This is a genomic window from Marinobacter salinisoli, from assembly GCF_017301335.1.
Taxonomy (GTDB): Bacteria; Pseudomonadota; Gammaproteobacteria; order Pseudomonadales; family Oleiphilaceae; genus Marinobacter; species Marinobacter salinisoli.
This window is the reverse complement of record NZ_CP071247.1, coordinates 3,495,345-3,508,743: the sequence shown is the minus strand read 5'-3', so window position 1 is coordinate 3,508,743 and position 13,399 is coordinate 3,495,345. Positions and strand designations below refer to the sequence as shown.

Genomic DNA, 13,399 nt, shown 5'->3' with positions numbered 1-13,399 from the left:
GGCTGTCGTTTGCATTACTCTCCCGACTCCATCAAACCAATCACGAAGGTCATCAGCGTACCCAGGACCGCCAGGTACACGCCAATGTCGAAGATCAGTACGGTCGACAACTTCAGGTAGCCCTCGCCGGGCAGGGGCAATTGCCACCAGTGGGCTGTCAGCATCGGTTGGCCCGACAACAGGGCGGGTAGGGTTGAGGCCAGCCCAAACAACAAACCGGCCGCCAGCAGATCCCTTGGATTGACGCGCATCAGTCTGCGCGTTGGCCTGGCACCGAAGGCAAAGGCGTAGAGGACAAACGCGCTTGCGGCGACCAGCCCGCCAATGAAGCCACCTCCGGGCTCATCGTGCCCCCGCAATAGCAGGAACACCGAGAACATCAGCTGCAGCGGCATGATGGCCAGTGCGGCGGTGTGCAGGATAAGGGTGTTGGAATTCATGGTTTGTGTTGCTCCTCCGCCTTGAGCTTGAGCATGGAATAAACCCCCAATGCGGCCAGGCCAAGCACGAAAATCTCTCCTAGGGTATCGAGCTGCCGGAAGTCCACCAGAATCACATTGACAATGTTTTTGCCGAAAGCCAGTTCGTAGCTGTTCTCGATGTAATAACTGGAGATGCTCTCAAAGTACTGAATGTCCAGCACCGCGAGCATGAGTAGGGTCATCACCGTACCGGCAAAGACCGCCACGGTCAGATCCCGGGAACGCTCCAAGGGAGAGGAAAGACTGACAAACGGCGGCAGTCTGAAAAGCACCAGAACCAGCAGGATAACCGTCAGCGTCTCGACCAGCAGCTGCGTGATGCCCAGATCCGGCGCGCTGAAGTGGATAAAGATCAATGCTACCCCGAACCCCTGGACGCCTACCGAAGCCACCGAGCCCAGCCGTGAACTGGTGACACTGGCAAAGACGGTAGAGGCGACGATCAGGAGCGCGATACCGAATTCATAAAAGTATCCGTTGCTGAAATCGAAGCTCAAATCGAGGCCATGACGGGTCAGCAAGGTGTACCCGACCAGTCCGAAGGTGACGAGTACCAGAGTCACCAAGTAAATACCGAGCACGCCGTTCTGCAACAGTCGTGTTTGCCAGCTGGCGACCTGGGTAATGCCCAGCATGAATCGGAAATACCCGGCTTCCGGGCCAACGCGGCTGACACTGCTGTTGACGGTGTCGAGTGCCGGTTGCAGTTTGTGCCAGGAGGCAAACAGCATTGTCCCTGCCAGCAGGCTGACAGCGGAAAGCATCAAAGGAACATTCACGCCATGCCAGAGGGCAAGGGCCGTCTCGACGCTGTTGCCATAGATTGAGGACACCGCCGCATCCAGCACCAGCGCTCCTGGCAGAAATGGCGCCACCCCGAACACCAGCGCAATCACCGACAGCACAGCAGGGCCGACCAGCATGGCAAAGGGCGCTTCGTGGGGGTGTTTCGGTGTGGTTGAGATTGGCCCGAAAAACGGTTTGATAAACACGATGCCGGCAACTGCAACGACCAGCATTGAGGCGACAACCGCCATGGTGACCAGCACCAGGGACCAGGACGGCGATTGCAGCAGAGACTCGAGCAGCAACTCCTTGGCAACGAAACCGAAGAGCGGCGGAAGTCCGGCCAGCGACAGTGCTGCCAGACAGGTGATTATTGCGGTATTGGGCATGGCACGTCTGAGCCCGCCCATCCTGGTGATGTCCTTGGTACCGGTTTCATGGTCAAGGGCGCCTGCAATCATGAACAGTGCGCCCTTGTACAGAGAATGAGCCACCAGAAAACAGATGAACGCGGTCGTCGCCTTTTCCGTACCCACCCCGATCAACATGGTCAGGGTGCCCAGCGCCATAATGGTGGAATACGCCAGGACCTTCTTGATACCGGTGCTGCTGAACGCCAGGTAGGCGCCGGTGAGCATGGTTGCTGCACCGAAGAACATCAGGGCGTTGCTCCACAGTTCATGCTCGCCCATCGAAGAGTTCAGCCGTGCCAGCAGGTACACGCCCGCCTTCACCATGGTAGCCGAATGCAGGAAGGCAGAAACCGGCGTGGGTGCTGCCATGGCATTGGGTAGCCAGAAGTGGAACGGCACCTGGGCTGACTTGGTGAAGGCGCCAATCAGAATGCACACGGTGGCACCGACGTAATAACTGTGTTCGTGCAACGGTTGATCAGAGGCAAGAATGTCAGAAAACGAATAGCTGCCGGTCATGAAAATCAGCAGAATCAGGCCCGCCATCAGGACCAGACCGCCCCCGGCCGTAACAAACAGCCCCTGTAACGCAAACTTCCGGGCCTCGGCGTCTTCATGGTTGAAGCCAATCAGCAGGTAAGAGGTGATGCTGGTGAGTTCCCAGAATACGAAGAACGTGATGAGGTTGTCTGACAATACCAGGCCGAGCATCGACGCCATGAATGACAGCATGATGACGTAGAAACGGCCGAGATCCCTGTGACCTTTCAGGTAGGAGCCGGCATAGATCAGGATGAAGGTGCCGATAGCGCTGATGAGCAGAGCAAACACCAGGGACAGGCCATCGACCATGAAATCGAGCGATACCCCGAGGCTGGGCATCCATTGATGCTCAATGACCAGCGTTTGCCCGCCGGTGATCGACGGTATCAGGTTGAGAAAGTACCCGGTGAGTGATGCGGGCAACAGGGCCAGCACCCAGCCGATGTAGTTGCCTGCCAGGCGATACAGCACTGGCACAGCAATCGCCAGCAAGAAACCGGATAGCACAGCCAGCAACATCATGCGTGGGCGCTCCTTGCAGACCCAGGTTGAGAGGCACTGCCGTTAATAGTGGCTTAACACAACTCTAGCAAATACGATTCCTTGGACGAAAAAGTTCTTAGAATTCTTTTAGATGTCTCGTTTACTGGTCCCAGGGTTGGCCCCGGGTGTTGTCGGTTGTCTTCACCTTCAGGTGCATGGCGGCTTTTGCCAGAAAGTTGGCACTGACGGGCGCCGTCATGAACAGGAACACGACAACCAGGATTTCTTCCACACCAATGCCCTTGCCCAGTGTGCTGAAGTATATGACCGAGCTGACCACGATGGCACCTACCCCGATGGTGGTGGCCTTGGTGGGCCCATGCAGCCGGGTGAAAAAGTCCGGCAAGCGGGCCAGGCCAATGGCACCGATCAGCGTGAACGCGCCGCCGGTCAGCAGCAGCAGGCATATGGCGTATTCCGTAAACTGGCTCATTGTCGGTTCTCCGCAAACGGTTGTGATGGTCGGGCGATCATTCGATGACGCTACCGCGCTTGAGGTATTTCGCCATGGCCACGGTACCTACGAACCCCATGACAGCAATCAGCAGGGCGGATTCCAGGTACATACGCGTTCCGAGCGAAATATCCAGCAGAACGATCAGGGCGATGGCATTGATGTAAAGGGTATCCAGGGCCAGCACCCGATCCGGCGCGTCGGGTCCCTTGAGCAGTCGGTAGACATTCAACAGGGCCGCCACAGTGACCATGGCAATGGTAATGTAGATTGCGGTAACCATCATGGGAACATCTCCAGCAAAGGCTTCTCGTAGCGGTTTCGGATGGTGTCGATGACCTCCTGGTCATCCTCCGCGTCCAGGGCATGAACCAGCAGCAACTTATTGTCGTCACTGACGTCTGCGCTCACGGTGCCGGGGGTCAGGGATATGGTGCTGGCGAGTATGCTGATGGCCAGGGGGTCCGTCAGCTCCAGCGGGTAGCAGACGAACGCGGGACGTGAAGGGCGCGGGCTGAGGATGAGTTTCGCCACCTCGAAGCTGGCCACGACAATGTCCCAAAGCACACGAATAAAAAACGCGGGCATCCGCCAGGCCTTGATGAAGACGAGCGGATCCGGCCAGAACCCTCGGGTCAACTGCGGGATTCCCCAGGCGAGAATGAGGCCGAGCACGACACTGCCGCCGCTCACGCCGTCACTGAGAAACTGCCAGGTGAGGAAAAGGCTCAGGCTGAGCCAGGGTTGGGGGAAACTAAGGCGGTCGAGCATTACGGATTTCCTCCCACCATCGGTGTATTCAGCACGTCTATATAGGCACCCGGGTTCTTAAGTTGCGTGGCCGTTGCATCGGTGTAGGTGCCAATCGGTCCGGCGAGCGCAACAATAACCAGGCTCAGGCCAACCAGGGCACCGGCACTGACCGATACCGTGCCTGTCAGAGGTGACTTGTTCTCCACGTGTCCATCGACCGTACGCCAGAACAAGATACTGCCGGCACGGCTGTAAGCGATGAGGGTAAAGAAACTGCCGATCAGAATCACCGACCACAGCGAGGCCATCTGTTCGCTGTCCAGCGAAGACTGCAGAATCAGAACTTTGGCGAAGAACCCGCTGAGCGGTGGCAGGCCAGCGGCAGCCACCGCACCCACCATAAACAGTACGCTCAGGAAGGTTCGGTTGTGCATGCGCGGAGCAGTGACGATTTTGTCCTTCGCTGAGCCTCGCTGGCTGGCTACCAGGTTAGCCACCAGGAACAGACCCGCGACGGTCCAGGTGGTGCTGAGCAGGTAAAAGAGTGCCGCCGAAATTCCGTCGGTGGAGCCGAGGGCGATCGGGGCCAGCAGGGTGCCGACCGAAATCACGACCTGCCAGGCCACCAGCGTTCGCAGGTTGTCGGCGCCCAGCGCGCCAATCACACCCATGGAGAGGGTGATCAGGGCCAGGTAGAACATCCAGTCCATGCCCAGGTTGGCGAGCGCGCCGGCGGAGTCGCCAAAGATCAGGAAGTAGATGCGCAGGATGGCGTAGACCCCAACCTTGGTCATCACCGCGAACAGGCCGGCCACCGGAGCAGTTGCCCGGGCATAGGCTTTGGGCAGCCAGAAACACAGTGGAATCAGCGCCGCCTTGAGCGCAAATACCACCAGCAGCATCAAGCCACCGGCCTTGACGATGTTCAGTTCTTCGCCGCTGACTTTCGGGATCTCGACAGCCAAGTGGGCCATATTCAGGGTGCCGGTAACGCTGTAGATCATGCCGACACTGATCAGGAACACCGCCGAACCGATCAGGTTGAGTACCACGTAGTGCAGTCCCGGGGTTGTGCGGGTGCGGCCGCCTCCGTGCATCAGCAGACCGTAGGAGGCAATGAGCAGAACCTCGAAGGCGACAAACAGGTTGAACAGATCGCCGGTCAGGAAGGCAATGTTCAGGCCCAGTAACTGGAACAGGAACAGGCCGTGGAACTGCCGGTTGCCTTCGTCCTGGCCACCGAGAGAAAAGATATGGCAGAACAGTGCCAGCACCGAGGTGAGCACCAGCATCAGGGCGGCCAGCCGATCGAGCACCAGTACGATGCCGAACGGTGGCTGCCAGTTACCGAAGGCGTAGAGCCGGTAACTGCCGTCGCTGGCCATCACCAGCAGTACGATGGAGGAGACCATCATCAGAACGGTGGTGATCAGAGCCAGGGTTCGCCTCAGGCTGATGGGGGCATAGCCCATGAACACCTGAATGATGCCTCCGATCAGCGGGATCAGGATGGGGGCGGTCAGCCAGTGAGTCATCGCTGGCCCTCCTGTTTTTCCTGATGGGTGTCCGTACTCCTGACATTGCGCTCGCCGTCTACGTGATCATCCTCGTGGTCGGCCAGGCTCCGTAGCGACAGAACCACCACAAAGGCGGTCATGGCAAAGCCAATAACAATTGCCGTCAGAACCAGCGCCTGGGGAAGTGGATCGGAATAGGCTTCTGTGGAGCCCAGGATTGGTTGGCCACCGGTTGCGAGCCGACCGCTCGAAAACAGGAAAAGGTTCACCCCGTAAGAGAGCAGGGTCAAACCGACTACCACCGGGAAAGTTCGGGCACGCAGAATCAGGTACACGCCGGATGCGGTCAAGGCACCGATGATCAGGGCAAAGGCAAGTTCCATTACGCGCCCTCCTTAGGACTCTTGATGGCCGAATGAGGGGAAATCCTCCCGATGCTCACGATTGCCAGCAGGGTGGCGCCAATGACGGTCAGATAGACGCCGAGATCAAACACCAGGGCCGAGGCAACTTCGAACTTGCCCACCACCGGCCAGGTGATGTAGCCGAAGGTGGAGGTCAGGAACGGATAGCCGAAGGCGAGACTGCCAGCCCCGGCAATCAGGGCAAACAGCAGTCCCATCGCTATGACGCTATGGTACTTGAATGGCACCCGTGCTTCGGTCCAGGTCAGGCCGGCGGCCACATACTGGAGGATCAAAGCAACCGAGGTAATCAGGCCGGCAATAAACCCACCGCCCGGCAAATTGTGCCCGCGCAGGAAGATAAAGGCGGAGACGATGAGCGCCAACGGCAGCATCGGCCGGGCAATCAGCCGAAGCATCAGCGGGTGCGCATCCCGCGCCCATGCATGGCCCTCGCCATCACCCGGGGGAGGCGTCAGGGCCATGTCCTTCAGCATGGCGTAGATGCCCAGGGCCGCAATGGCCAGAACGGTGATCTCGCCAAGGGTATCAAAGCCCCGGAAGTCCACCAGGATCACGTTCACCACGTTGGTGCCGCCACCGCCGGTTTTGCTGTTCTCCAGGAAGAACTCGGAAATGGAACTGAACGGCTGGGTCAGCATGGCCAGGGTGACCAGCGTCATGCCGACACCCGCCACCAGCGCGATCACAATGTCGCGAATACGTCGTGGCATCGGGGTTTCTATCGGTGTCCAGGACGGCATGTAATACAGCGCCAGCATGAGCAGTACGATGGTAACCACTTCCACTGACAGCTGGGTCATGGCCAGGTCGGGTGCTGAGAAGCGGGCAAAGGCCAGAGCCACGATCAGTCCCACCACGCTCAGCAAGGTCAGGGCATAGAAGCGTGACCAGTGCAGGGCCGCTGTGAGCAGGGCGCACAGGATCAATACGCCGGCGGCCATCGCGGTGGGGACATCAATCGGCGTCAGCCCGGTTTCACCCACAAAAATCCCGAGGTCGAGCAGCGGCGCTGCGGCAACCGCAATGACGCTGATGACCAGCAGCAGGGTATAGCGCTGCAGCGAGCCATTTTCGAGGCGGGCAGTCACGGTGCGGGCGAAGGCTTCGAGCTTGAGCATGGCAGCTTCGAACACCGCTTTTTCATCTATTTCCTTAAAGCGGGCATGGAAGTCGAAGAACTTCTGTCTCTGGGTGTACATCAGCAAGCCGCCAAAGAACGCGATAAAACTCATGAGCAGTGGCAGGTTAAAGCCGTGCGCGATGGTTAGATGGTATTCCGGAACATCACCACCAAGCGTGGCCGAGGCCGCAGCGTACAGCAGTGGGCCGACGGAAAACGCAGGGAACATACCCACCATGATGCAGGCGAATGCCAGAATCTCGACGGGGATTTTCATGTACCGGGGCGGCTCGTGTGGGGGATAGATCGGCAGATCCACCGGCTGGCCATTAAAGAACACGTCGTGTATGAATCGCGCCGAATAGGCCACGGCAAAAATACCCGCCAGGGTCGCCACCAGAGGGGGAATCCAGGCCCAGATCCCGGGCAGATTCAGCTCCAGGGATTCGGCAAAGAACATCTCCTTACTCAGAAAACCGTTCAGCAATGGTACGCCGGCCATGGACGCTGCGGCGACCATGGCGAGGGTGGCCGTATGGGGCATGTACCGCCAGAGCCCGTTGATACGCCGCATGTCCCGGGTGCCGGTTTCGTGGTCGATGATGCCGGCGGCCATAAACAATGAGGCCTTGAAGGTGGCGTGGTTGATGACATGGAATACTGCGGCCACCGCCGCCAGCTCCGTGCCCATGCCGAACAGCAGGGTAATCAGCCCCAGGTGGCTGACGGTGGAGTGTGCCAGCAGGCCTTTCAGATCGTGCTTGAACATCGCCACGTAAGCGCCAATCAACAACGTGGCCATGCCGGTAAAGCTGACCATGTAGAACCACTGTTCCGTTCCGGCCAGTGCCGGGTACAAACGAGCCATCAGGAAGATGCCTGCTTTTACCATGGTGGCCGAGTGCAGGTAGGCCGATACAGGCGTCGGAGCCTGCATGGCATGGGGCAGCCAGAAGTGGAACGGGAACTGAGCCGACTTGGTGAATGCCCCCAGCAGGATCAGAGTCAGTGCCACCGGGTAAAGGTCGTGTGCCTTGATCTGGTCGCCTGCGGCCAGCACCTGATCGAGTTCAAAACTGCCGACAATGTTACCGATGATCAGGACGCCGGCCAGCAATGCCAGGCCACCGCCACCGGTGATAGCGAGGGCCATACGGGCACCCCGGCGAGCATCCTGTTTGTAGTTCCAGAAACTGATGAGCAGGAACGAGGTGAGACTGGTCAGCTCCCAGAAAATCATCATCAGCAGCAGGTTGCTGGAGAGTACGATACCCAGCATGGAACCCTTGAAGCACAGCAGCAGCGCGTAAAACTTGCCGGCGTTTTCGTAGGGCTTCAGGTAGTAGCGGGCATACAGGATGATCAGCAACCCGATAACCAGAATCAGCAGGGCAAACAGCAGCGACAGGCCATCAAGGCGGAAGCTGAAGGCCAGGCCCAGCGTCGGGAGCCAGTCGGCGTGGTACAGCACGACACCGCCATCGGCCAAGGTCTGCCAATGGGGGAATAATGCGGCAAGTGCGATCAGCGCAGGAACGGAAGACGCAATGGCAATGGCCGTGCGTCCTCCCTGGGCAAACAGGGGCGCGGCTATGGCGCCCAGGAATGGCAGTAAAACAACCAGCGGTAGCGACATCGCAACCTCTTATCGGATCCTTGTTAGTCGTAGAGACAACTATTTATTCGTGTCTTGTCTCCGGCATTCCTGTCACCTGTCAAAGCTTAGTTGAACCGATGAGAGGAATGAGAAGCAGTCAGGCCTGGGCGGGAGGGTCAGGGAAGTACGGTAATCGACCCCTGTGCCGCGCGATGTCTGCGGTAATCGGCGTGCGAGTGGAGTTCTTGCAGCCAGAAGACCTTGAGGTCATGGTTGCTCCGTTCGTGAAACTTGATTGACGATGATACGTGGCCCGTCGTGCTGGTCAAGTCAACTTGCCATTCACCAAGTGTATACTCGGTATAAATTTTTCGTGAGGCAACATCATGAGTTCAACCTACCCACATTTACTGAAACCTCTTGACCTTGGGTTTACCGAACTGAGCAACCGTGTGCTCATGGGCTCCATGCATACCGGATTGGAAGACCGGTTCTGGAATATCCACAAGTTCGCCCGCTACTTTGCCGAGCGCGCCGAGGGCGGTGTAGGTCTCATGGTGACCGGCGGCTACTCGCCCAACATGGCGGGCCAGCTGGCGCCCCTCGCCTCTACCATGAACAACAAGGGAACGGCTCTGTTACACCGACATGTCACCGGCGCTGTGCACGAAGCCGGCGGAAAAATCTGTTTGCAGCTGCTGCATGCCGGTCGCTATGGCTATCATCCGTTCACCGTGTCGGCGTCGGCCACCAAGGCGCCCATCACCCCGTTCAAGGCCCGGGCGCTGTCAGCCCGCGGAGTCGAGAGCCAGATCAAGGACTTTGTCCGCGCCGCCGAGTTGGCCAAATTTGCCGGCTACGACGGTGTCGAGGTGATGGGCTCCGAGGGCTACTTCATCAACCAGTTCCTGTGTGAGCGAACCAACAAGCGGACCGACAAGTGGGGCGGCCCGTACGAAAACCGGATGCGCCTGCCGGTGGAAATCGTTCGTCGTATCCGGGAAGCGGTTGGCCCCGAGTTCATCATCATCTACCGCTTGTCCATGCTGGATCTGGTGGAAGGTGGCCAGACCTGGGATCAGATCGTGACTCTCGGCAAGGCCATTGAGCAGGCCGGTGCGACCATTATCAACACCGGCATTGGCTGGCACGAAGCCCGGGTACCCACCATTGTCACTTCCGTGCCCCGGGGCGGATTCGCGGATGTGACGGCCAAGTTCTATGGCGAAGTGGCGATCCCGGTGTGCACAACCAACCGGATCAACACGCCGGAAAAAGGCGAGGAAATTCTGGCTGCGGGCAAGGCAGACATGGTGTCCATGGCCCGTCCGTTGCTGGCCGACAGCGAATTTGTCCGCAAGGCCGAGCAGGGGCGCGCCGACGAGATCAATACCTGCATCGCGTGTAACCAGGCGTGTCTGGACCACGCGTTCCAGGCCAAGCGGGCCTCTTGCCTGGTGAACCCCCGGGCCTGTCACGAAACCGAGTTGGTGCTGACCGTTGCACCGGTCACCCGAAAGGTGGCTGTGGTCGGCGCCGGGCCGGCGGGGCTTGCCGCCGCCACCACTGCCGCCAAGCGAGGGCACAAGGTCACTCTGTTCGAGGCGGACGATCGCATTGGCGGGCAGTTCAACTACGCCAAGCGGATTCCGGGCAAGGAAGAGTTCTATGAGACCCTGCGCTATTTCCAGCGCCAGATCGAGCTTCTGGACATCGACCTGAAACTGAACACCCGGGTGGACGCCGACAGCCTGACCGCTGCCGGTTTTGACGACGTTATTGTCGCCACCGGCGTTAAGCCCCGGACCCCGGCGATTGAGGGCATCGATCATCCGAAAGTCCTTGGTTATCTGGACGTTCTGCGCCATAACAAACCGGTGGGCAAATCCGTCGCCGTGATCGGTGCCGGCGGTATCGGCTTCGACGTCAGTGAATTTCTGACCCATGATTTCAGTCATCAGCCCGAAGGCGAGCAGATCAGTGTGGCCGCCTGGCAGGCGGAATGGGGTGTGGCGCCCGATTACGAGGGTCCCGGTGGCCTGGCGGAACGTCAACCCACGGAATCACCGCGCAAGATTTACCTGATGCAGCGCAAGGGCGGGAAAGTGGGTGCCGGACTGGGTAAAACCTCGGGTTGGGTGCACCGCAACAGCCTGAAACACCGCGATGTGGAAATGCTGCGGGGCTGCCGCTACGACCGCATCGACGATGAGGGCCTCCACATCACTCTGGTGAACAAGGATGGTCAGGAAACCGACACCCGGATACTGGACGTAGATAACGTGGTGATTTGCGCCGGCCAGGAGCCGTATCGGGAACTTTTCGATCAACTGGAGTCTTCGGGCGTCAAGGCGCATCTGATCGGTGGCGCTGACGTCGCCGAGGAACTGGATGCGAAACGGGCTATCCGCCAGGGAACCGAAGTTGCTGTGAACCTATGACCTTACTGATTGCGTTTGCGATTCTCTCAATCGGGTTCTCGTTCCTCTGCTCCATTCTGGAGGCAGCCCTGCTATCAGTGACGCCCAGCTACGTGGCGTCGCTGAAAAAGGACGACCCGGAACAGTTCGCCCGGATGCGCAAGCTGAAGGACGACGTCGAAGACCCGCTGTCGGCAATCCTTACACTCAACACCGTGGCTCACACGGTGGGGGCAACCGGGGTTGGCGCCCAGGTGGCCGTGGTGTTTGGTGAAGCCTGGCTGGGTGCGGCCTCGGCGGCGATGACCCTGGCCATCCTGATTTTCTCTGAGATTATTCCGAAGACCATCGGCGCCAAGTATTGGCGGGGGCTGGCACCGCATCTGCCCGGCGTTCTCGGGTTTATGATCAAGGCGCTGTTGCCGTTTATCTGGCTGTCCAAGCAGGTTACCCGGCGAATCGGCTCTGGAGAGCCGGAAACGGACATCCGCGGTGAAATCAGTGCCCTGGCGGAAATCGGTCGGGACCAGCAGGCGCTCGACGAAGATGAACGGCGGATCATCCAGAACGTGCTGAGATTTCATGAAATCAAAGTCGATGCTGTGATGACGCCCAGAACGGTGTGCAAATTTATCGAGCCGGGCACGACGGTGGACGAGTTCCGGGAGAAGGTCCGGAATTCGCCGTTTTCCCGGTATCCGGTGATCGATAAAGAGGGGGAGGCGCTGGGTTACCTGCACCGCGCCGATCTTCTCAACCTCGACTCGGATGCCGACCTGCTCGACCATATGCGTCAGATCAAACAGGTCAAGGGCAACACCAACATAGAGTTCTTGTTCTCGGACATGTTGCGCGAGCGGCAGCACTTGGCGGTTGTCTACGACCAGCTGGGGACCTGGCTGGGCATAGTGACGCTGGAGGACATATTAGAGACACTTTTGGGCACCGAAATCATGGACGAAACTGACAATGTCTCTAACCTTCGCCGCTATGCCAAACAGCGATGGAGCCGACGGCTGAGGAAAAGTCTGGCTCCGGGGAACGGTGAAGGCAAAGGTTAGCGGGCGGCCTTTATGGCGTTGAAGATGGCCTCGGCCTCGGCGGCAAGAACCTGACTTCGAAGGTTATTTCCGCTTTCCAGGGCTTTGGCCAGCTGCTTCTGCTTCATGCAATACAGCTTGTTAAGAATATCGGTCTGGTTTGGCCGTGCTGGTGTGTCCATGGTTACCTCCCATTTGAACACCGGTGTCAAAATTCTTTACGAATACCAACGTATTTTGGCCTTTCTAAATTACTGACGCATACGTCGTGCCACTGTTACAGATTTCAGCGGGCAAATCGGGCTCTGTAGGCACCGGGAGCCATCCCGGTGTGTTTCTTGAACAATCGGGAAAACGAGCTGACATCCTCGTACCCGGCTGCATGAATAATGTCTTCAATAGGTTGGCGGGAAGACTCCAGTTGCTGGCGGACATGCTCAATGCGGAGCAGTTGAAGATAGGTGGTGGGGGTGTCTCCGGTGGCAGTCCGGAAACGCCGGAACAGGGATCGCTCACTCAGCCCGCTCTGCTCGGACAAGTCCTTGAGGGAGATCGGCCGGGCGTAGTTAGTGTCCAGCCAGATCTGCAGGTTCAAAATGGTGGGGTCGTTATGATATCGCTTGGTCTGCAGGGCGCTGTAGGGGGCCTGGCTGGTTCTGCCCGCGTCAATCACAAAGGCCTTGGCCAGTTGCCGTGACACTTCTTGTCCGGCGTAGCGTTCCACCAGATAGATGCCCAGGTCCCACCACGCCATGCCGCCGCCGGCACAGGCGACCCGTCCATCCACGGTAACCAGCTTTTCAGGGCGACAGTAAACCCGGGGATACCGTTGCCGGAACTGGTTGCTGAACCCCCAGTGCGTGGTGGCTTCTTTGCCGTCCAGCAGTCCCGCCTCGGCCAGCAGGAAGGCACCGGTGCAGTTGCTGGCCACCAGGGTGTGCTGGCTGTCTTGCCGGCTCAGCCAGCCAATCAGCCCGGGGTTCTGGGCCAGCACGGTGTCAATCAGTGCGCCGATGGTGGGAATAATGACGATGTCGGCATCGCCGTCGGTGTCCCAGCGGCCATCGGCAACCAGGGTTATGCCGTTGATGCAGCGGCACGCCCCACCGGTTTCAGTGAGTAGTCGGGTCTCGAAAAGCGGGGCCGGGGCTTCGTTGTGGATGCGTGCCCAGGACACGCCGGCCAGCCGGAACAGGTCAATGATGCCGGTGATGGCACTTGCCAGGGCACCGTCGAATCCAATTACAGCCACTCGGAGCATAGTGTTTTCCGTTAAATCAGTGGATTAAAGGCAAAGGTGGCG

General features: G+C 58.9%; 12 protein-coding genes. 2 read left to right on the top strand and 10 right to left on the bottom strand.

The window, feature by feature from the left end:
- Positions 1 to 14 precede the first annotated feature (14 nt).
- From LPB19_RS15990 to LPB19_RS15955, 8 genes are all read right to left on the bottom strand, one after another.
- Positions 15 to 440 (bottom strand): Na+/H+ antiporter subunit B, encoded by a 426-nt coding sequence (locus tag LPB19_RS15990; RefSeq protein WP_206643871.1) that lies wholly within the window; start codon positions 438 to 440, stop codon positions 15 to 17.
- Positions 437 to 2,746, bottom strand: a complete 2,310-nt coding sequence (locus LPB19_RS15985; protein ID WP_206643870.1) for a putative monovalent cation/H+ antiporter subunit A — start codon at positions 2,744 to 2,746, stop codon at positions 437 to 439. The genes LPB19_RS15990 and LPB19_RS15985 overlap by 4 nt, the downstream gene beginning before the upstream one ends.
- A gap of 121 nt (positions 2,747 to 2,867) precedes the next feature.
- The gene (locus LPB19_RS15980) at positions 2,868 to 3,200 is read right to left on the bottom strand and encodes a Na+/H+ antiporter subunit G (RefSeq protein ID WP_206643869.1); all 333 of its coding nucleotides are present in this window, start codon (positions 3,198 to 3,200) and stop codon (positions 2,868 to 2,870) included.
- Between the two features lie 37 nt (positions 3,201 to 3,237).
- A complete protein-coding gene (locus LPB19_RS15975; protein WP_206643868.1) occupies positions 3,238 to 3,507 on the bottom strand; it encodes a K+/H+ antiporter subunit F in 270 nt (89 codons plus the stop codon).
- Positions 3,504 to 3,992: a Na+/H+ antiporter subunit E gene (locus LPB19_RS15970; protein ID WP_206643867.1), complete on the bottom strand. Its 489-nt coding sequence runs from the start codon at positions 3,990 to 3,992 to the stop codon at positions 3,504 to 3,506. The genes LPB19_RS15975 and LPB19_RS15970 overlap by 4 nt, the downstream gene beginning before the upstream one ends.
- Complete coding sequence (locus tag LPB19_RS15965; protein ID WP_206643866.1) at positions 3,992 to 5,509, bottom strand: monovalent cation/H+ antiporter subunit D; 1,518 nt, start codon at positions 5,507 to 5,509, stop codon at positions 3,992 to 3,994. Before LPB19_RS15965 ends, LPB19_RS15970 begins: the two co-directional genes overlap by 1 nt.
- Positions 5,506 to 5,874, bottom strand: a complete 369-nt coding sequence (locus LPB19_RS15960; protein ID WP_206643865.1) for a Na+/H+ antiporter subunit C — start codon at positions 5,872 to 5,874, stop codon at positions 5,506 to 5,508. Before LPB19_RS15960 ends, LPB19_RS15965 begins: the two co-directional genes overlap by 4 nt.
- Positions 5,874 to 8,675 carry a monovalent cation/H+ antiporter subunit A gene (locus tag LPB19_RS15955; RefSeq protein ID WP_206643864.1) on the bottom strand — a complete coding sequence of 934 codons (2,802 nt, stop codon included), beginning with the start codon at positions 8,673 to 8,675 and terminating at the stop codon, positions 5,874 to 5,876. The genes LPB19_RS15960 and LPB19_RS15955 overlap by 1 nt, the downstream gene beginning before the upstream one ends.
- Before the next feature lie 347 nt (positions 8,676 to 9,022).
- Between LPB19_RS15955 and LPB19_RS15950 the strand changes: the two genes are divergently transcribed.
- Together LPB19_RS15950 and LPB19_RS15945 are read left to right on the top strand one after the other, a co-directional pair.
- A complete protein-coding gene (locus LPB19_RS15950) occupies positions 9,023 to 11,077 on the top strand; it encodes an NADPH-dependent 2,4-dienoyl-CoA reductase (RefSeq protein ID WP_206643863.1) in 2,055 nt (684 codons plus the stop codon).
- A complete protein-coding gene (locus tag LPB19_RS15945; RefSeq protein ID WP_206643862.1) occupies positions 11,074 to 12,117 on the top strand; it encodes a CNNM domain-containing protein in 1,044 nt (347 codons plus the stop codon). Before LPB19_RS15950 ends, LPB19_RS15945 begins: the two co-directional genes overlap by 4 nt.
- On the opposite strand, the gene LPB19_RS15940 is transcribed toward LPB19_RS15945, so the two are convergent.
- The gene (locus LPB19_RS15940; protein ID WP_206643861.1) at positions 12,114 to 12,278 is read right to left on the bottom strand and encodes a hypothetical protein; all 165 of its coding nucleotides are present in this window, start codon (positions 12,276 to 12,278) and stop codon (positions 12,114 to 12,116) included. The genes LPB19_RS15945 and LPB19_RS15940 overlap by 4 nt on opposite strands.
- A 104-nt stretch (positions 12,279 to 12,382) precedes the next feature.
- Positions 12,383 to 13,357 (bottom strand): GlxA family transcriptional regulator, encoded by a 975-nt coding sequence (locus LPB19_RS15935; RefSeq protein ID WP_206643860.1) that lies wholly within the window; start codon positions 13,355 to 13,357, stop codon positions 12,383 to 12,385.
- Positions 13,358 to 13,399: the final 42 nt, after the last annotated feature.

What these genes read in the sequence shown, in the direction of transcription:
- LPB19_RS15990 (WP_206643871.1), bottom strand. Translation starts at nt 440, where the DNA reads ATGAATTCCAACACCCTTATCCTGCACACCGCCGCACTGGCCATCATG.
- LPB19_RS15985 (WP_206643870.1), bottom strand. Translation starts at nt 2,746, where the DNA reads ATGATGTTGCTGGCTGTGCTATCCGGTTTCTTGCTGGCGATTGCTGTG.
- LPB19_RS15980 (WP_206643869.1), bottom strand. Translation starts at nt 3,200, where the DNA reads ATGAGCCAGTTTACGGAATACGCCATATGCCTGCTGCTGCTGACCGGC.
- LPB19_RS15975 (WP_206643868.1), bottom strand. Translation starts at nt 3,507, where the DNA reads ATGATGGTTACCGCAATCTACATTACCATTGCCATGGTCACTGTGGCG.
- LPB19_RS15970 (WP_206643867.1), bottom strand. Translation starts at nt 3,992, where the DNA reads ATGCTCGACCGCCTTAGTTTCCCCCAACCCTGGCTCAGCCTGAGCCTT.
- LPB19_RS15965 (WP_206643866.1), bottom strand. Translation starts at nt 5,509, where the DNA reads ATGACTCACTGGCTGACCGCCCCCATCCTGATCCCGCTGATCGGAGGC.
- LPB19_RS15960 (WP_206643865.1), bottom strand. Translation starts at nt 5,874, where the DNA reads ATGGAACTTGCCTTTGCCCTGATCATCGGTGCCTTGACCGCATCCGGC.
- LPB19_RS15955 (WP_206643864.1), bottom strand. Translation starts at nt 8,675, where the DNA reads ATGTCGCTACCGCTGGTTGTTTTACTGCCATTCCTGGGCGCCATAGCC.
- LPB19_RS15950 (WP_206643863.1), top strand. Translation starts at nt 9,023, where the DNA reads ATGAGTTCAACCTACCCACATTTACTGAAACCTCTTGACCTTGGGTTT.
- LPB19_RS15945 (WP_206643862.1), top strand. Translation starts at nt 11,074, where the DNA reads ATGACCTTACTGATTGCGTTTGCGATTCTCTCAATCGGGTTCTCGTTC.
- LPB19_RS15940 (WP_206643861.1), bottom strand. Translation starts at nt 12,278, where the DNA reads ATGGACACACCAGCACGGCCAAACCAGACCGATATTCTTAACAAGCTG.
- LPB19_RS15935 (WP_206643860.1), bottom strand. Translation starts at nt 13,357, where the DNA reads ATGCTCCGAGTGGCTGTAATTGGATTCGACGGTGCCCTGGCAAGTGCC.